At 70.6% G+C, this 19302-nt stretch carries 12 protein-coding genes; 7 read left to right on the forward strand and 5 right to left on the reverse strand.

Annotated elements, in window-relative coordinates; genetic code table 11:
* The first annotated feature begins 268 nt into the window (after nucleotides 1-268).
* The 4 genes from ACWDEN_RS12695 to ACWDEN_RS12710 all read left to right on the forward strand — a co-directional run bounded on the left by ACWDEN_RS12695 (nucleotide 269) and on the right by ACWDEN_RS12710 (nucleotide 9716).
* Entirely contained in the window at nucleotides 269-1465 is a 1197-nt protein-coding gene (locus ACWDEN_RS12695) for a glycoside hydrolase family 88/105 protein (RefSeq protein ID WP_450858757.1), read from the forward strand.
* On the forward strand, nucleotides 1462-2247 hold the full coding sequence (locus tag ACWDEN_RS12700; RefSeq protein WP_450858759.1) for a Tat pathway signal sequence domain protein: 786 nt from the start codon (nucleotides 1462-1464) through the stop codon (nucleotides 2245-2247). Before ACWDEN_RS12695 ends, ACWDEN_RS12700 begins: the two co-directional genes overlap by 4 nt.
* Before the next feature lie 151 nt (nucleotides 2248-2398).
* Nucleotides 2399-7663, forward strand: coding sequence for a glycosyl hydrolase family 28 protein (locus ACWDEN_RS12705; RefSeq protein WP_450858921.1), 5265 nt, complete (start codon nucleotides 2399-2401; stop codon nucleotides 7661-7663).
* A 22-nt stretch (nucleotides 7664-7685) separates the two neighbouring features.
* Nucleotides 7686-9716: a PQQ-dependent sugar dehydrogenase gene (locus ACWDEN_RS12710; protein ID WP_450858761.1), complete on the forward strand. Its 2031-nt coding sequence runs from the start codon at nucleotides 7686-7688 to the stop codon at nucleotides 9714-9716.
* A 16-nt stretch (nucleotides 9717-9732) separates the two neighbouring features.
* Here the strand turns inward: ACWDEN_RS12710 and ACWDEN_RS12715 are convergent, their stop codons facing one another.
* Both ACWDEN_RS12715 and ACWDEN_RS12720 read right to left on the reverse strand, forming a co-directional pair.
* Nucleotides 9733-11559 carry an AMP-dependent synthetase/ligase gene (locus ACWDEN_RS12715; protein WP_450858763.1) on the reverse strand — a complete coding sequence of 609 codons (1827 nt, stop codon included), beginning with the start codon at nucleotides 11557-11559 and terminating at the stop codon, nucleotides 9733-9735.
* 667 nt (nucleotides 11560-12226) lie between these two features.
* Nucleotides 12227-13096, reverse strand: a complete 870-nt coding sequence (locus ACWDEN_RS12720) for a LysR substrate-binding domain-containing protein (protein ID WP_450858765.1) — start codon at nucleotides 13094-13096, stop codon at nucleotides 12227-12229.
* 136 nt (nucleotides 13097-13232) lie between these two features.
* Between ACWDEN_RS12720 and ACWDEN_RS12725 the strand changes: the two genes are divergently transcribed.
* The gene (locus ACWDEN_RS12725; RefSeq protein WP_450858767.1) at nucleotides 13233-14276 is read left to right on the forward strand and encodes a bile acid:sodium symporter family protein; all 1044 of its coding nucleotides are present in this window, start codon (nucleotides 13233-13235) and stop codon (nucleotides 14274-14276) included.
* On the opposite strand, the gene ACWDEN_RS12730 is transcribed toward ACWDEN_RS12725, so the two are convergent.
* Entirely contained in the window at nucleotides 14226-16103 is a 1878-nt protein-coding gene (locus ACWDEN_RS12730; protein WP_450858769.1) for an exo-alpha-sialidase, read from the reverse strand. The two genes, ACWDEN_RS12725 and ACWDEN_RS12730, sit on opposite strands and share 51 nt — an antisense overlap.
* A gap of 130 nt (nucleotides 16104-16233) precedes the next feature.
* Nucleotides 16234-17151, reverse strand: a complete 918-nt coding sequence (locus ACWDEN_RS12735; RefSeq protein ID WP_450858771.1) for a quinone oxidoreductase family protein — start codon at nucleotides 17149-17151, stop codon at nucleotides 16234-16236.
* 129 nt (nucleotides 17152-17280) lie between these two features.
* Here ACWDEN_RS12735 and ACWDEN_RS12740 point away from each other — a divergent pair, with 129 nt between their 5' ends.
* Together ACWDEN_RS12740 and ACWDEN_RS12745 are read left to right on the forward strand one after the other, a co-directional pair.
* Entirely contained in the window at nucleotides 17281-17718 is a 438-nt protein-coding gene (locus ACWDEN_RS12740) for a MarR family winged helix-turn-helix transcriptional regulator (RefSeq protein ID WP_351606648.1), read from the forward strand.
* Nucleotides 17719-17737: 19 nt separating this feature from the next.
* Nucleotides 17738-18265: an isochorismatase family protein gene (locus ACWDEN_RS12745; RefSeq protein ID WP_450858773.1), complete on the forward strand. Its 528-nt coding sequence runs from the start codon at nucleotides 17738-17740 to the stop codon at nucleotides 18263-18265.
* Nucleotides 18266-18446: 181 nt separating this feature from the next.
* Here the strand turns inward: ACWDEN_RS12745 and fdhD are convergent, their stop codons facing one another.
* Complete coding sequence (fdhD, locus tag ACWDEN_RS12750; RefSeq protein WP_351606654.1) at nucleotides 18447-19295, reverse strand: formate dehydrogenase accessory sulfurtransferase FdhD; 849 nt, start codon at nucleotides 19293-19295, stop codon at nucleotides 18447-18449.
* Between the last annotated feature and the right edge of the window lie 7 nt (nucleotides 19296-19302).

Below are 19302 nucleotides of genomic sequence, written 5' to 3' on the forward strand. Positions count from 1 at the left end.
ACCCTGGCTGCCGGCGGGCCTCGGACCGCCGTCTCGTCGTCGCGGTGGTGCACGGCGCCGCGGGCGCCGCTGATTCGCCCGTGTACGTCTACCGAGGGGGAGGACGTTGATGTGCCGACGTCTGCGGGTCGCGCTGTCCGGCGACGCGACCCCCGCCGACCCCGCCTGCCGAAACGTCCCGGACCGACCGTCGTCACGTCGGCGCGGCGGTGCACGGCTGCGCCGGCGCCGCTCGTCCGACCGCGTACGCCTACCCAGAAGGAGGACCATGAGACGCCGACGTCTGCGGGCCGCGCTGACCGCGGCGACGCTCGCCACCGCCGGCCTGGTCGCGCTGCCCGCCGCCGTGCCCCCGGCGAGCGCCGCCCCGGCGCCCGTGCCCCGCCCCGCCGCCGCCCGTGACTGGTCGACGGCCGTCGTGGACTCCACCATGGCGCGCTACACACCGGCCACCATCGGCGGCTGGTCCTACCCCGTGGGCCTGTACCTCTACGGCCAGTACCTCGTCTACCGGCGCACCCACGATCCCCGCCTGCTCGCCTACATCAAGGCCTATGTCGACCGCTTCGTGCACAGCGACGGCACGATCGCCCAGTCCTTCAACAGCCTCGACAGCATGGAGGCGGGCCGGCTGCTGGTGATCCTGCACCACGAGACCGGCCAGGACCGCTACCGCAAGGCCGCGCGGAAGATCCGCGACCGCCTGAACAGCTATCCACGCACCTCCGACGGCGGCTTCTGGCACGCCGACACCAGCAGCCGGGCCCACCAACTGTGGGCGGACGGCGCGTACATGGTGAACCCGTTCCTGGTCGAGTACGGCAGGGAGTTCGGCGACAGCGCCTACACGAACGGCGAGGCCGCCCAGCAGTTGTTCGTCTACGGCGGTCATCTCCAGGTGGCGAACGGCCTGTTGCGCCACGCCTACGACGAGTCCAGGTCGGCGAGCTGGGCCGACCCGGCCACCGGACTCGCCCCGGAGCACTGGTGCCGTGCCGTCGGCTGGTACGCCATGGCGCTGGTGAACGTCCTCGACGCGATCCCCGCCGACCAGCCCCGGCGTCCCCAACTGCTCGGCACCCTCCGGACGCTGGCCTCGGCGCTGGAGAAGTACCAGGACCCGGCGTCCGGACGCTGGTTCCAGGTGATGGACAAGGGCTCCCGGCCGGACAACTGGACCGAGACCTCCTGCTCCAGCATGTTCGCCTACGCCCTCTCCCGCGGCGTCCGACAGGGCTACCTGGACCCGCACTTCGACGCGGTCGCCCGGCGCGGATACCAGGGCGTGCTCGCCCGGCTGTCGGTCGGAGCGGACGGCCGTACGAACCTCGCCGACATCTCCGTCGGCACCGACGTCGGCGACTACGCGTACTACGTCGGCCGCACCCGAGCCACCAACGACTTCCACGGGCTCGGGGCCTTCCTGATCATGAACGAGCAACTGCGAGGTGATTCAGTGTCATGAGCACGTCCAGAAGGGCTGTGCTGGGTGCCGCGCTCGGCGGCGCCGCCGCAGCCGTGACCGGCCTGCCGGTCACCGAGGCCCACGCCGCCTCCTGGCAGCTGAAGTGGTCGCCGTCGGCGCGCACCGACGGGCTCGGCGCCTTCGAGACCGTCGAGGACGACCGCGCGCACTCCCACCCGGCCGGCCATCCGCACATCTTCGCCACCGGCGACAACTGGCGCTTCAACATGCACACGGTCGACCGGGACACCTCCACCGACCGCCAGCGCCAGGAGGTCACCGGGCTGCGCACCGGCGCCGACAGCTATCTGAAGTGGACCGAGGGCCAGTCCTGGCGGCTCACGTACTCGATGTACATCCCGAGCACGCTGAAGGCGACGACCACCTTCACCCACATCATGCAGATGAAGCAGCCCGGCGCCGGGACCTCGCCGATCGTCGTGCAGTCGCTGCGGCGCGTGAACGGCGTACAGACCATCGAACTGCGGCTCGCCGTCGACGACATCCTCGTCGGCCGTACGAACCTCGATCCACTGCACGACACATGGACCGACGTCGACTTCCAGATCAAGGTCGGCAACGGCTCGGCCGGTTCCGTCCGCTGGATCCTCAAGAGCGGTTCCACCACCGTCGTCGACAGGTCCAGGTCCGGTGTCGACACCTTCCTCGCCGACCGGGTGCGGCCCAAGTGGGGCATCTACCGCTCCCTCGGTGACACCTCCGGATCCCTGCAGGACACCTACCTGCTGCTCACCAACCTCCGCGGCTACCAACTCGCCTAGAGGAGCGGACCTCGTGAAACCCGCCATCGCCGACCCGAGACGGGCGGCGGCGATCGTCCTGTGCGTCCTCGCCGTCGTCCTCGGCCTCAGCCACCCCGCCGCCCTCGCGGCCCCGCACCCTGCCACGCCCCGCCCGGCAACCGTGTACGACGTGCGCGACTACGGCGCCAAGGGCGACGGCTCGGCCAACGACACCCCCGCCATCGACAAGGCCATCACCGCGGCCAACGCGGCCGGCGGCGGCACCGTCCGCTTCCCGGCCGGCACATACAAGTCCCCGAACACCATCCACATGAAGAGCCATGTGACGCTCCAGGTCGACAAGGGCGCCACCCTCCAGGGCTCCTCCGCCGGCACCTACGACCCGCCAGAGTCCAACCCGAACGACAAGTACCAGGACTACGGGCACAGCCACTTCCACGACGCGATGATCTACGGCGACCGGCTGACCGACATCGGTTTCACCGGCGACGGGGTCATCGACGGCGCCGGCAACCTGATCACGGGCAACCCGAAGTCCGGCCAGGCCGACAAGATCCTGTCGCTGACCCGCTGCGACGGACTCCGGCTCGGCGACGGACTCACCCTGCGCCGCGGGGGCCACTTCGCCGCGCTGATCAACGGCTGCACGAACGTCGTCTCCGACCACCTCACCATCGACACCGCGAGCGACCGCGACGGCTGGAACGTCATCTCCACCACCAACGTCACGATCACCAACGCGCACATCGCCGCCAACGACGACGCCCTGGTCTTCAAGAGCGACTACGCCCTCGGCGCCAAACTCCCGAGCGGCCATGTGCGCGTGAGTGATTCCGTGCTGTCGGCGCGCTGCTGCAACGCCCTGATGTTCGGTTCCGAGACCTGCGGTGACTTCTCCGACTACCGGTTCGAGAACATCCGCATCGAAGGCGCCGACAAGTCCGGGCTCGGCATGGTCTCCATGGACGGTGCGAAGATCTCCGACGTCCACTACCGCGACATCACCATGACGAACGTGCACTCGCCGATCATGGAGAAGATCGGCACGCGCAAACGGTGCGGAAACAGTCCCGGTGTCGGCTCGATCAGCAACGTCTCCTACGACAACATCACGGCCACCGGCAACAGCCCGTCCTTCAGTCCGACCCTGTGGGGCGAGGACGGCCACCGCATCAGCGACATCACCTTCAACAACGTCAACATCACCGTCCCGGGTGGGAACGGCACCCTGTCCACCGGTGTGCCGAGCAACGACCCGAAGGACTACAACCCGAAGAGCATCGGGACGCGGCCGGCGTACGGCTGGTATCTGCACAACGCCGACGGTGTCACCTTCACCGACAGCTCCGTGAAGTTCGCGGCGGACGACGGCCGTCCCGCCTTCATCGCCAACGCGGCGAGCGGCATCCGGTTGACCCGGTTCACAGCACAGAAGGGCGGCCACTCACCTCACGACCTCGGTTTCCAGTCCGTCACCGGCTACTGCGTCAGCGACAGCCACGCCACCGGCGGCGGTGCCCTGCGCGTCTCGGCCACCGGATCCAGCCAGAACTGTGCCGCCCCGGTCCGCCCGCGCGACGTCGAGAACCCCCGCCAGGCCTTCCTCCGCGCGTCCGTCGGCGGCCTGTTCCTGCACTGGGGCCTGCGCACCGCCCCCGCCCACACCAGCTGCACCGCCTGGGAGAAGGACGTCACCAGCGGCGGCTGGACGCCGGACTACTGGGTGAACGAGGCGCGCAAACTGCACACGCAGTACATCGTGCTGGCGACGTTCCACAGCCGGCTCGGCTACGCCCGCCCGTGGCCGTCGAAGATCCCCGGCTCCTGCTCCACCAAACGGGACTTCCTCGGCGAGCTGATCAACGCCGCCAAGGCCAAGGGCATGAAGGTCATCCTCTACATGACCGACGACCCCCAGTGGCACGACGAGGGCGGCCATGAGTGGCTCGACTCGGCCGCCTACTCCGCCTACAAGGGCAAGAACATCGACCTGACCACCCGCGACGGCTTCGGGCAGTTCTCGTACGACAACTTCTTCGAGGTCATGGACCGCTACCCGGACCTCGGCGGCTTCTGGATCGACAACGACAACGCGTACTGGGAGAGCCACAACCTCTACGCGCAGATCTATCAGAAGCGCCCGAACTACACGCTCAGCAACAACAACGAAGACACGCCGATCATGGACATGATCAGCAATGAGCAGAAGACGGGAATGACGCCCGCCTACGACTACCCGCAGGCGATCTACACCGCCCAACCCCGGTTGACCGAGGCCGACTTCAAGCTGCCGTCGACCGGCGCCTGGTGGTACGACGGCTCGAACCCGACCGTCGACAAGATGCTCACCCTCGGCCGGCTGATCACCAACGCCGGCTCCTCGGTGAAGGCGCTCATGGCGGAGACCGCCCAGGTCAACGGGAAGTTCCCCACGAACCAGGCGGACTTCAACAACTTCGCGAACTCCTACCTCGACAAGATCTGGGAGTCCCTGCACGGCACCGATGGCGGCGGCTACATGTACGGCGGCCTCAAACCCGGCTTCTGGAACGACGGCGCCCACGGCGTCACCACCATCGCCAAGGACGACCCGAACCGGCAGTACCTCCACGTCCTGACCCCGCCGAGCACCAGCGCCCTGCGCATCCGCGACAACGGCTACCGCATCGCCTCGGTCACCAACCTCCGCACCGGCGCCCCGGTTTCCTGGTCGCAGTCCGGCGGCGTGCTCACTCTCACCGGCCTCGGCGGCTGGGACCCGTACGACACCGTCTTCAAGGTGATCACGGCGGGCCGCCAGGGCATCGCGACCGGCGTCAAGGTCACCGCGAGCACGTCCGCGAGCGGCCACCCCGGCTCCGCCGCCGGGGACGGCGACTACCTCACCTACTGGGACAACGACAAGACGCTGCCGGTCACCCTCACCTTCGACCTCGGCGCGGCGAAGAAGGTGCAGTACATCGGGCTCAACCAGCGTGAGGACTCCGTCGCCTACGCCCGCTCCGCCACCGAACAGTCCGCGCGGATCAAGGGCTACAAGGTCTACCTCAGCGATGACGGCAGGACCTGGGGCAGCCCGGTGAACACCGGTCAGCTCCCCAGCGCCCGCGGCATCCAGGGCATCGACCTGCCCGGCACCACGGCCCGCTACGTCCGCCTCGAGGTCGACACCACCTGGGCGGCCTCCAGCGACACCACCCGCTACCAGCGGCTGCGGATCGACGAGGCCTGGATCGGCACGTCGTACGCCACGCCGGCGGCCACTTACACCCCGTCTTCCGGCAACGGGCAGTCCTCGCGCCCCACCATGGGCTGGAGCAGCTGGAGTTTCGTGCGCAGGCAGCCGACCGAGGCGAAGATCAGGGCACAGGCCGACGCGCTGGCGTCGAGCGGCCTGCGGGACCACGGATTCGTCCAGGTCAACCTCGACGACTTCTGGCAGAAATGCGACACCAACGGGTTCGTCGTCGACTCCTACGGCCGCTGGACCGTGGACACCGCCAAGTTCCCGGGCGGCATCAAGGCCCTCGCCGACTACGTCCATGCCAAGGGGCTGAAATTCGGCTTCTACGTCACCCCCGGCATCGCGAAGAACGCCGTGCTGAAGAACACCCCGATCGAGGGCACGCCGTACCACGCGCAGGACATCGCGGACACCTCGAAGACCGAGAAGAACTACAACTGCAAGAACATGTACTACCTCGACTACGCGAAGCCCGGCGCCCAGGAGTTCGTCAACTCCTGGGCCAGGCAGTTCGCTTCATGGGGCGTCGACTACCTGAAGATCGACGGCGTGGGCAGCCAGGACGTCCCCGACGTCCAGGCCTGGGACAAGGCCCTGCGCGCCACCGGGCGGCCCATCACCTTCGCCCTGTCCAACAACCTCCCCCTCGACCACGCCACCACCTGGCGCGCGCTCGCCAACAGCTGGCGCACCCAGGGCGACGTCGAGTGCTACTGCGGGCCCGGCCCCAACGGAAGCGGTTATCCGCTCACGAACTGGTCGCACGTCTCCACCCGCTTCGACTCGGCCGCCGCCTGGCAGCCGTACGCCGGGCCCGGCGGCTGGAACGACCTGGACTCCCTGGAGATCGGCAACGGCGACCAGGCGGGACTCACCGCCGACCAGCGCCGATCCCAGTTCACCCTGTGGTCGATGGCGGCGGCACCGCTGCTGCTGGGCACCGACCTGACCCACCTCGACCCGGTCGACAAGGCGATGCTCACCAACGACCGGCTGATCGGCGTGGACCAGGACGGGGTCGCGGCGAAACGGATCGTGAACAGCGGTGTCAAGCAGGCCTGGAGCAAGCGGGAGAGCGACGGGGACTACGTGGTGGCCCTGTTCAACAGCGGAACCTCGGGCAGCGCCACGGTCACCGTGAACTGGTCCCAGGTCGGCTTCACCGGCTCCGGTGACGTCACCGACCTGTGGTCCGGCTCCGACAAGGGCACGGTCGCCGGCTCCTACAGCGCGACCCTCCGCCCCGGCGAGACCCGGCTCGTCCGGGTCAGGCCCACCGCCCCCGCCACGGCGCTCGCGGCGTCCCCCGGCATGGCCGTCGCCCCGTACGAGTACCTCGGCTGGGGCAGCCCGCCGGACCCGGCCCAGGTGATGTCGGCGACCGGCGTCAAGTGGTTCACCCTCGCCTTCGTCCTGTCCGACGGCACCTGCAACCCCAAGTGGGACGGCAGCCGGCCGCTGACCGGCGGCAGCGACCAGGCCGCGATCGACCGCATCCGGTCCGCGGGCGGCGACGTGATCGTCTCCGTCGGCGGCTGGAGCGGCGCCAAGCTGGGGGAGAAGTGCTCCAGCGCGGCCAGGCTGGCGTCCGCGTACCAGAAGGTCATCAGCGCGTACCGGCTGCGGGCGCTCGACATCGACATCGAGAACACCGAGTGGTCGAACGCCACCGTCCGCCAGCGTGTCGTGGACGCCCTGAAGACCGTGAAGGCGAACAACCCCGGCCTGAAGACGGTCATCACCTTCGGTACCACCACCAGCGGCCCCGACGCCACCGGCGTCGACATGATCCAGCGCGCGGCCAGGTCCGGCCTGGCGAACGACGTCTGGTGCGTCATGCCGTTCGACTTCGGCGGCGGCACCACGAACATGGGCACCCTCACCACGCAGGCCATGGAGGGCCTCAAGGCCCGGGTCAAGGCGGCCTACGGCTACGACGACGCCACCGCCTACGCCCGCATCGGCCTGTCGTCGATGAACGGAAAGACCGACGACTCCGGTGAGCGCGTCCGCGTCGCCGACTTCCGGACCATGCTCGCCTACGCCCGGCAGCACCACATCGCGCGGCTCACCTACTGGTCCGCCAACCGCGACCGCCCCTGCGGCGCCGGCACCGACGGCGACTCCTGCAGCGGCGTGTCGCAGCAGCCGTACGACTACCTCAAGGTCTTCACCCAGTACGCGGGCTGAGGGGAAACAAGGGGAAACACCCATGCATCTGAAGAGAGTTCTGCCGTACGGTCTCGCCGCCGTCCTCGCACTGCCCCTGTCCGGCCTGGGCCAGGGCACCGCCCTCGCGGCCACCGACTACCAGGCCGAGGACGCCCTGATCTCCCAGGGTGCCGTCGCCACCAACCACACCGGCTACACAGGCACCGGATTCGTCGACTACACCAACGTCACGGGCTCCTACGTGGAGTTCACGGTCAGCGCGGCCTCCGCCGGCCCGGCCTCGGTCAGTCTGCGGTACGCCAACGGCACCACAGCCGACCGGCCGATGGACCTCTCCGTCAACGGCACCGTCGTCGCGCCCGCCGTCTCCTTCCCGGCCACGGCGGACTGGAACACCTGGGCCGCCAAGTCCGTCAACGTCACCCTGAAGGCGGGCAGCAACAGGATCCGGGCGACGGCCACGACGGCCAACGGCGGCCCCAACCTCGACCGCCTGAGCCTCGGCACGCCGAGCGACACCCAGGCCCCCACCCGCCCCGGGCAGCCCTCCTGCTCGGACATCGGCGAGGACCACCTGACCCTTTCCTGGGGCGCCTCGACCGACGACGTGGGTGTCGCGGCGTACGACCTCTACGAGCACGGCAACAAGATCGGCGAGGCGCCGGGCGACGCGACCTCGAAGACACTGACCGGGCTCGCCCCGAACACCACCTACGACCTCACGGTCATCGCCCGTGACGCGGCGGGCAACACCTCGCCCGCCAGCCCGGTCGTCGACTGCACCACCAAGCCGAGCTCCGACACCACACCGCCGACCGCGCCCGGCACCCTGCACACCGCCGGTGTCACCTCGAACACGGTCGACCTCACCTGGGGCGCCTCGACCGACGACCGCGCGGTCACCGCCTACGACGTGCGCAGCGACACCACCGTCTACAAGACCGTCACCAGCGGAACGTCCACCACGCTCACCGGGCTCGCCTGCGACAGCCCGTACAGCCTGAACGTCGTCGCCCGTGACGCCGCCGGCAATGTCTCCGCGCCCAGCAACACGGTCACCTTCACCACCAGCGCCTGCGCCACCGACGGCGGTGTCCCGTCCTCCATCGCCACCCTCTCCACCGGCTGGACCATCCCCTGGGGCACCTACTGGATGCCCGACGGCCAGTCCGCCCTGGTCACCGAGCGGGACGCCTTCCGGGTCTGGAAGCTGACCAAGAGCGGCACGAAAACGCAGGTGGGCACGGTTCCCAACGCCGTCACCACCAACGGCGAGGGCGGTCTGCTCGGCGTCGCCGTCGATCCCAAGTGGGAGAGCAACCACTACGTGTACTTCATGCACACCGCCGCCGAGGGCAACCGGGTCGTCCGCATGACCTACGACGGCACGACGCTCAGCGACTACAAGGTGCTGCTGCAGGGCATCAAGAAGAACCGCTACCACAACGGCGGCCGCCTCGCCTTCGGCCCCGACGGCTACCTGTACGTCTCCACCGGCGAGGCCCAGCAGCCCGACCTCGCGCAGGACAAGAACTCCCTCAACGGCAAGATCCTGCGCATGACCACCGACGGCAGGCCGGCCCCCGGCAACCCGTTCGGCAACTACGTCTACTCGTACGGCCACCGCAACCCGCAGGGTCTCGCCTTCGACCGCAACGGCCGACTCTGGGAGGCGGAGTTCGGCAACAGCTCCAAGGACGAGCTCAACCTCATCAAGCCCGGCGCCGACTACGGCTGGCCCACCTGCGAGGGCAGCTGCAACGTCGCCGGCATGACGAACCCCAAGGCCACCTGGAACGTCTCCGAGGCCTCGCCGAGCGGCATCGCCGTCGTCCGCAACGTGATCTACATGGCGTCCCTGCGCGGCGAACGCCTGTGGCGGATCCCCATCAACGGCGACACCGAGAGCGTCGGCACACCGAGCGCGTACTACGTCGGCGCCTACGGCCGACTCCGTACGGTCACCAAGGTCCCGGGCGCCGACCAGCTGTGGCTGTCCACCACCAACTGCGACAACAACGGAGGTGCCGCCGCCGGGTCCGACAAGATCTTCAAGGTGACGATCAGTTGACGCTCCATCAGGAGGATCACGTCCGGTAGAGGGCCTCGACCTCGTTGTCGTACGCCTTCTCGATCGCCTTCCGCTTCAGCTTCAACGACGGTGTGAGCAGGCCGTGTTCCTCGGTGAACGGCTGCGCGAGGATGCGGAAGGTACGGATCGACTCGGCCTGGGAGACGAGGGTGTTGGCGGCGACCACCGCCCGCCGCACCTCCGTCTCCAGGTCGGGGTCGCGCACCAGCTGGACCGGGGTCATCCTCGGCTTTCCGCGCATCTGCAGCCAGTGCTCGACGGCCTCCTGGTCGAGGGTGACCAGGGCGGCGATGTAGGGGCGGTCGTTGCCGACGACGATGCACTGGTTGACCAGCGGATGCTCGCGGACCCGCTCCTCCAGCACACCGGGGGAGACGCTCTTGCCGCCGGAGGTCACCAGGATCTCCTTCTTGCGGCCGGTGATGGTCAGATAGCCGTCCTCGTCGAGCGAACCGAGGTCACCTGTGGCCAGCCAGCCGTCGTGCAGGGTCTGGTCGGTGGCCTTCGGGTTGTTGAGATAGCCCTGGAAAACGTTTCCTCCGTACAGCCAGATCTCCCCGTCGTCACCGATGTGCACGGTCACCCCGGGGATGGCCTGGCCGACGGTGCCGTAGCGGGTGCGCTCGGGCGGGTTGGCGGTCGCCGCGGCCGTCGACTCGGTCAGGCCGTAGCCCTCGTAGATCTGCACACCGGCGCCCGCGAAGAACAGGCCCAGCCGGCGGTCCATCGCGGAACCGCCGGACATGGCGTTGCGGATCCGGCCGCCCATCGCCGCGCGGACCTTGGAGTAGACGACCTTGTCGAAGAACTGGTGCTGCATGCGCAGCCCCGCCGACGGGCCGGGCCCGGTGCCCCACGCCCTGGCCTCCACGGCCTCCGCGTACTTCACCGCGATGTCGACCGCCTTCTCGAACGGCCCCGACTTGCCCTCCTTCTCCGCCTTCCGGCGGGCCGCGTTGAACACCTTCTCGAAGATGTACGGCACCGCGAGGATGAAGGTCGGTTTGAACGCCTGCAGGTCGGGCAGCAGGGCGGCGGCGTTCAGCTGCGGCTGGTGCCCGAAGCGGACCCGGCCGCGGATCGCGGCGACCTCCACCATCCGCCCGAAGACGTGCGCGAGCGGCAGGAACAGCAGGGTGGAGGCCTCGTCGTCCTTCTTGGTGTGGAACACCGGCTGCCACCGCTGGATCATCGTGTCCGCCTCGTACATGAAGTTGGCGTGCGAGAGGACACAGCCCTTGGGGCGGCCGGTGGTGCCCGAGGTGTAGATGATGGTGGCGACCGAGTCCGGGGTGACCGCCTGCCGGTGCCGGTGAACCAGGTCGTCGTCCAGGTGCGCCCCGGCGTCGTACAGCTCCTGCACACAGCCGGAGTCCAGCTGCCACAGCTGCCGCAGCTGCGGGAGGCGGTCGATGACGGTGGCGATGGTCATCGCGTGGTCCTCGTGCTCCACGATCGCCGCGGACACCTCGGCGTCGTACAGCATCCAGAAGCACTGCTCGGCCGAGGACGTCGGGTAGACGGGCACCACCTGGGCGCCGATCGACCACAGGGCGAAGTCGAACAGGGTCCACTCGTAGCGGGTGCGGGACATGATGGCGACGCGGTCGCCGAAGCGGATGCCGCGGGCGAGGAGGCCCTTGGCGAGGGCCATGACCTCGTCGCGGAACTCGGCGGAGGTCACCTCCCGCCACTGCCCGGAGGCGTCCTTGCGTCCGAGGGCGACGTGTGCCGGGTCCGTCCGGGCATGCTCGAAGACCGCGTCGGCCAGACCGCCCACCGGCGGTGCCGACGTGAGCGGCGGGTTGGTGAACTCGCGCAAACCTCGCTCCCCGATCCTCGCTGCTTGGTCAGGCCCGTGATGCTCGGCACAGCGCGGTGAAAGCTACCCCACGCCGTCACCGGGCGGGAGGGGGTCGGAAACCGAGCAAACCTCACGTTTCCCCCGGGCGGTGACCGGAAAATGCCCGCACATGGGGAAGGGCCGGACACAATACTGACGGGTCAGTAAGTTTCGGTGCCGTAATCTCCACCGAATCTGTACGCGGCGATTACGGCGCACATCATACCGATCATCACATATCCGACACCGCGTTCCCCGCCTCCGCCTTCTCCGCCGCTGCCCAGGCGCCCCTCCGCCGCACGGGCCGGTCCGCCCGCACGAGCAGCGGCACCAGCGCGCCCGCGACCGTACCCGCGTTCCCCGCCACAGCACGGTGCCGAGAACGGCCACGCCGACCGCGTACCCGAGCTGCCGCACGGTGTTCACCGCACCGCCCGCCATCCCGGCCCGGCCCGCATCGAACCCGAGGACGAACCCCTGCCGGCCGCGCGCTGTGAATCAGCGCCGCGCCAGCCGCCCTGCACTCCGTCGGCGAGGCCCTGACCGCACACATGGAGACGGCCTGGGTCTCCGCCACGGCCGGGCCGTCCGACCTCGCCGCCACCGCGCCGGCCCGCAGCACCGCCGGTCTCCCCGCTGACCGCCCTCAGCCACCCCGCCGCCGCAGTCGCTCCCCGCCCGCCAGGACGGCCGCGGCCAGCGCGTCCGCCGCTTCCTCCGCCGTGTCCCGGCGCCGGCCGTGGACGAGGACGAAGTCGACCTTGCCGAGGTCGGGCAGCCCGGCACGGTCCGGCAGGCGGAAGAGGCCGGGCGGGATCAGGTGCCGGGAGTGGGCCATCACGCCGAGCCCGGCGCGGGCCGCCGCGATCAGCCCGTTGAGGCTGCCGCTGGTGCACACGATCCGCCAGGCACGGCCCTCCCGCTCCAGCGCCTCCAGCGCGCGGGCCCGGGTGATGCCCGGCGGGGGATACACGATCAGCGGGACGGGCCGGTCCGCGTCCAGGCGCAGCCGCTCGGCGCCGATCCACACCAGGTCGTCGCGCCAGACCAGTTCGCCACGCGGATCCTGCGGGCGCCGCTTGGCGAGGACCAGGTCCAGCTTCCCGGCGGCCAGCTGCTCGTGCAGGGTGCCGGACAGCTCCACGGTCAGCTCCAGGTCGACCTCCGGATGGTCGTAGCGGAAGCCCTCCAGGATCTCCGGCAGCCGGGTGAGCACGAAGTCCTCGGACGCGCCGAAGCGCAGCCGGCCGCGCACCCGGGTGCCGGTGAAGAACGCCGTCGCCTGCTCGTGGACCCGCAGGATCCGGCGGGCGAAGCCCAGCATCGCCTCGCCGTCCTCGGTGAGCTCCACCGCATGGGTGTCCCGGGTGAACAGCTGCCGCCCGGTCGCGTCCTCCAGCCGGCGCACATGCTGGCTGACCGTGGACTGGCGCAGCCCCAGCCGGCGAGCGGCCTGCGTGAAGCTCAGCGTCTGGGCGACCGCGAGAAAGGTGCGCAGATGCGTCGGGTCGTACACGGTACGAGGTTATCGCGGAATTCGATGACAGTCAGAGTGGTATGCGGGATTCCCGATCGGTCCTCCGCAGAGGAAGATGAACGAGGGGCCCTGCGGGGCCGCACCGGAACGAAAGCAAGAGAGCAATCGGAGCACCGTGAAACGCCTGCGCTGGCCGAGCTGGATGCCGATCGACCCCTACATCGTCCTGCTGCTGGGGACGGTGGGGCTCGCCGCCCTGTTCCCGGCGCACGGCACCGGCGCCGCCGTGGCCTCGGGCGCGTCGACGGCCGCGATCGCCTTCCTCTTCTTCCTCTACGGCGCCCGGCTCTCCACCCGGGAGGCGCTGGACGGACTGCGCCACTGGCGGCTCCACGTCACCGTGCTGGTCTGCACGTTCGTCCTCTTCCCGGTGTTCGGGCTGGCGGCGCGCGCCCTGGTGCCGGTGCTGCTGACCCAGCCGCTCTACCAGGGGCTGCTCTTCCTGACGCTGGTGCCGTCCACGATCCAGTCGTCCATCGCCTTCACCTCGATCGCCCGCGGAAACGTCCCCGCGGCGATCTGCGCGGGCTCCTTCTCCTCCCTCGTCGGCATCGTCCTCACCCCGCTGCTGGCGGCCGCACTGCTCGGCAACAGCGGCGGGGGGTTCTCGGCCGACTCACTGGTCAAGATCGTGCTCCAGCTGCTGGTGCCGTTCCTCGCGGGACAGGTGCTGCGGCGCTGGATCGGCCGCTTCGTCGCCCGGCACAAGAAGGTCCTCGGACTGGTCGACCGCGGCTCGATCCTGCTGGTCGTCTACACCGCCTTCAGCGAGGGCATGACCCGGGGCATCTGGCACCAGGTCAGCCCCGCCCGGCTCGGCGGGCTGCTCGCCGTCGAGGCCGCCCTGCTCGCCGTGATGCTCCTGCTGACCTGGTACGGCGGCAGGGCGCTCGGCTTCCGCCGGGAGGACCGGATCGCCATCCAGTTCGCCGGCTCGAAGAAGTCCCTCGCCTCCGGGCTGCCCATGGCCAGTGTCCTCTTCGGCGCGCACGCCTCCCTCGCCGTGCTGCCGCTGATGCTCTTCCACCAGATGCAGCTGATGGTGTGCGCGGTCATCGCCAGGCGCCGGGCCCGGGACCCGGAAAAGGCCCCGGGCGGTGTCGGCGCGTCAGCCGCTCACATGGTCCAGGGGCAGCCACAGGACCGTGTCCTTCGGTGACCTGAGCGCCTTCGGGTCCGACAGCTCCTCGTCGGTCAGGGCCCGGTCCCAGAGGTGCACCTCGTCGATGGCGCCGGTGAAGAAGGCCCGGCTGTCCATGCGCTGACCGATGTGCACGCCGAAGGGGGAGTTACGGCTGACCGACCCCGGTATGTCGGCGACGGAGGTCTGCGTACCGTCGACGAACAACGTCAGCCGCCCCCCGCCCCGGCGCAGCACCAGGTGATGCCACCTGCCGTCGTTGTACGCGGTGCCCGTGCGGACGTAGGCGGTCTGCGGCGCCATCGCCCCGTCCCGTACCGTGATCAGCCCCTGTATCCGGTTGTTCGCCGGCTCCCCGCGCACCCACACCTGCGGCTGGGTGGTGCCGACACCGCCCATCCACAGCAGCGGCTGCTCCCCGGCCGTGGCCGTGTACCGGAACCACAGGGAGGCCGTGAAGTCCTTCGTCCCCAGGGGCAGCCCGGTACGGAAGGGCAGACGGACGGCGTCGTCGGTGCCGTCGAACTCCAGCGCGCCGCCGAAGACCCCGGCCGTCTCCTCGGCGCCGCCGAGCACCGCGGCCGGGCGGGCGTGCGGGGCGAGGTCGGCGGTGACCGGGTCGGGGCCGCGGCGCGGGGCGAGCCAGTCCTCGGTGAAGCGGGCGAAGCGGATCTCGTCGCGCGCGTCCACCGCGCCGCCCTCGTAGATCAGGCCCACCGTGTCCGCGTCGGCGCGCACCAGGTCGGAGTAGCCGGACCAGTCCGTGGTGACGACCGTGCCGCGGTCCACGCTGTCCCAGGTGCGGCCGCCGTCGTAGGAGGAGCGGATCATCATCGTGCGCCGCCGGTCGGGGTCGGCGGGGCAGGCCAGCAGGAGGCGGTCGCCGAGGCGCAGCAGGGAACCCTGCACTTGCGGGGCGTACAGGTCGGGCAGGTCGTGGAAGGGCGTGGTGAAGCTGCCCCCGCCGTCGCGGCTGACGGCCTGGGTGCGGTGGCCGAGGTCGGTGCCGTCCTGCTCCCGGGCGCTGACCAGGATGGAGCCGTCGCCGCGCTCGGCGAGGGCGAGTTCGGACGGCTTCTGCCGGAAGGTGCCGTCGTCGGCGATCGGCCAGGTGTCGGTGGCGCCGATCCGCCAGTGGCCGCCGTGGTCGTCGCTCACGATCAGCGCCGCGTGGTTGGCGGTGACCCGGCTGCCGTCCCAGGTCTCGGTGTTGACGCCGAAGACCAGCCGGCCCGCGTAGCGGCCCCGGGTGAGCTGGATGCCGTGTGCGGGCCCGGTCGCGTACCAGGAGTTCCAGTCGGCGGGCAGGATCTCCGGGCTCAGATCGCGCGGCACGGACCAGGTCCGGCCGTCGTCGTCGCTGTACTGGAGGTGCGGGGTGCGGTCGCAGGGGATCGAGCAACTGGCGCTGTCGGTACGGCCGGTGTTGTACGTCTCCGCGAGCCAGACCCGGCCCGTTGCGCGGTCCACGATCGGCGCCGGGTTGCCGTGCGTGTCACCGGCGCCCTCGTTGACCACCTGCAGCGGGCCCCAGGTGTGGCCGCCGTCGGTGGAGCGCCTGAGCACGATGTCGATGTCGGCGGCGTCCCCGCAGTTGGGGACCCGGCCCTCGGCGAATGCCAGCAGGGTGCCGTCGGTCGTCCTCACGATCGCCGGTATGCGGAAGCAGGCGTAGCCGGGTTCCTGGGAGGCCTTGAAGAGGACCTGCTGTGTGAACTCGGGTCCGCCTGCGGGGGATTGGGCGTGTGCCGGGTGAGGGTTTGCGAGCGGCACCAGGAGCAGTGCCGCCGTGGTGAGGGCGGTGGCGAGTACGGCTCTGAGACGGGCGCGAAGACCTGACGGCATGTGCGACCTGCCCTTCGTCGGCGGACATCCGGACATCCGGACATCCCATCTCCAACGTGCGCCCCATAGACGGTAGTTGGGGCCAGGGCGCCTCACAAGAAGCGTGCAGCACAAGGAGCGCGCACCGGGCCTACGGGCGCAGCACCACCTTGCCGAGGTTGGCCCGCCGCTCGATCGTCTCGTGCGCCTTCGCCGCGTCCTCCAGGGCGAACTCGGCGTGCACGGCGGGTTTCAGGGTCCCCTCGGCGAACAGCCGCCACAGCTCCCGGCGCCACTGCTCGTACAGGTCGGGCCGGCCTCGGGCGATCAGCGCCATCTGGAAGCCGATCACCGACTTGGCGCCCACCAGCAGGTCGTACGCCTGGATGGTGCCGCCGCCCGAGCTGTAGGCGACGAGGCGGCCGTGCGGGGCCAGGGCGGCGAGGGCGGGGGTGAGCAGGGCACCGCCGACGGCGTCCAGGACGCAGTCCACGGGATCTCCCCAGCTGTCGTCGCCGTAGTGGACACAGTCGTCCGCGCCGAGCGAGCGGACGAACTCGGCCTTGCCCGGGTCGGACACGGCCCCCACCACCCGCCCGGCGCCCCGCGCCCGCGCCAGCTGCACGGCGAGGTGGCCGATCCCGCTGGCCGCCGCCGTGACGAGGACCGCCTCGCCCGGCGCCGGCCGCGCCGCCTCCAGCGCCCCATACGCCACCAGGCCGCTGCGCACCAGCGCGATCGCGTCCACGGCGTCGGCGCCGTCCGGTACGGGGGAGGTCATGGCCTCGTGCAGCAGGGCGAAGTCGGCGTACCCGTGCCCGAAGCACATCCCCGTCACCTGTTCGCCCGGCCGGAAGCGGGTCGCGCCCTCGCCGACCGCCACCACCTCGCCGGCGATCTCGCCGCCCAGCGCGATCGGCTCGGCGGCCTCGGTGACCTTGCGGACCACGGGCAGGGTGACGCCGATCGCGGCGCAGCGCACCAGCAGCTCGCCGGGGCCGGGCTCGGGGACGGGTGCCTCCTCCAGGAACAGCGGGCCGCCGGTGGATTCGTACCGGACACGACGCATCGCACACACCTCCAGGGCCGGGTGCATCCCGGCGCGTCGAGCGTGGGAACACCCAAAAATTCGTTGGGAGTCCCAACGGTATCCGAGTTTCGTTGGGAGGTCCAACGATTTCTCGGTTAGGCTGCCGGCATGGCCGAAGCACCCCTGCCCGCGATCCGCTCCCTGCCCAGTTGGCTCCTCGGCCGCGCCGCCGCCCGGGGCCGCGCCCTGGTCGCCGACGCGCTCGCGGCCGAGGGCCAGAGGATGTGGCACCACGTGGTCCTCTCCGCCGTCCGCGACCTCCAGCCCGTCGCCCAGGCCGACCTCGGCCGCAGCGTGGGCCTGGACCCCAAGGACCTGGTCGGCGTGCTCAACGACCTGCAGTCCGCCGGCCATGTCCTCCGCGCCCCCGACCCCAGGGACCGCCGCAAGAACGCCGTGACCCTCACCGACGACGGCGCCCGCCTCCTCCTGCGCTGCGAGAAGGCGGCCCGCGAGGCCAACGACGTGCTCCTCGCCCCGCTGTCAGCCGCCGAACGCGATCAGTTCACGGGCCTGTTGATCCGGATTTCCGGCACGGACGGCTGACGGCGGCTAACGTTCCGTCATGACCGCAGCTCCCGTCCTCGACCCGCAGCGCACCGCCCTGGTCCTCGTCGACCTGATGGAACGCATCGTCGCGCTGCCCCTGGAACCCCGCAAAGGCACCGAAGTGCTGGCCACCGCAGAGGAGTTGGCGCACACCTTCCGCACCGCCGGCGCTCCCGTCGTCCTCGTCCGGGTCGAACGCCCCTCGCTCGCCGAACAGCCGCCCGGCAGCTCACTCGTGCCCGGCCTCGCCGGACACGGCGACCTGGAGGTGGTCAAGCGGACCATAGGCGCCTTCCAGGGCACCGGCCTGGACGAGCGGCTGCGCGAACGCGGCGTCACCACCCTGGCGGTCGGCGGCATCGCCACCAACCTCGGCGTCGAGTCCACCGCCCGCGCCGCCGCCGACCTCGGCTACGACCTCGTCTTCGTCGAGGACGCCATGGCCGCCTTCACCGCCGCCGAGCACGAGGCGTCCGTCCGGCTCGACTTCCCCCGGCTCGGCACGGTGGTGACCGCCGCCGACGTACGCCTCACCCCCGCCTGAGTCCTCACACCGGCGTCCCGCCCCCGTCCACGACCACCACCGAACCGGTGGTCCTCCGCCGCGTCGCTGCCGGTGCGGCGGACCGGGGAGCCGGGGAGTCCCTCGGCTGAGGCGGGGCCCGGCGGCGCAGGGGGCGCCCCCCGCCGGCCCGGGCCCCGCCACCGTGCCGCGGGGAGGCGCCTCAGCCCTGGGCGGCCGCCTCTCGCAGGGCGATGCGGTCCTCTCCCGCGTACACGTTCATCGAGCTGCCCCGCAGGAACCCCACCAGCGTCAGACCCGTCTCCGCGGCCAGGTCCACCGCCAGCGACGACGGCGCCGACACCGCGGCCAGCACCGGGATGCCCGCCATCACCGCCTTCTGCGCCAGCTCGAACGACGCCCGCCCGGACACCAGGAGGATCACCCGCGACAGCGGCAGACCGCCGTTCTGCAGCGCCCGCCCGACCAGCTTGTCGACCGCGTTGTGCCGGCCCACGTCCTCCCGTACGTCCAGCAGCTCCCCGTCCTCGGTGAACAGGGCCGCCGCGTGCAGGCCCCCGGTCCGGTCGAACACCCGCTGGGCCGCCCGCAGCCGGTCGGGGAGGCTCGCCAGCAGCTCCGGGGTGACCCGGACCGGGGGAGTGTCGGCGATCGGGAAGCGCGCGGTCGTCCGTACGGCGTCCAGGCTGGCCTTGCCGCACAGGCCGCACGAGGAGGACGTGTAGACGTTCCGCTCCAGGGTGAAGTCCGGGAGGGCGACGCCGGGCGCGGTCTTCACGTCGACCACGTTGTAGGTGTTCGAGCCGTCCGCCGTCGCCCCCGCGCAGTAGACGATGTTCTGCAGGTCGTCCGCGGTCGCCAGCACACCCTCGCTGACCAGGAACCCCGCCGCCAGCGCGAAGTCGTCGCCCGGTGTGCGCATGGTGATCGCGAGCGGTTTGCCGTTGAGGCGGATCTCCAGGGGTTCCTCGGCGACGAGTGTGTCCGGCCGGGTGGAGAGCGCCCCGTCCCGGATGCGGAGGACCTTGCGTCGTTCCGTGACTCGTCCCATGTCCTGA

The sequence above is a fragment of the Streptomyces sp. NPDC001153 genome, assembly GCF_053598315.1.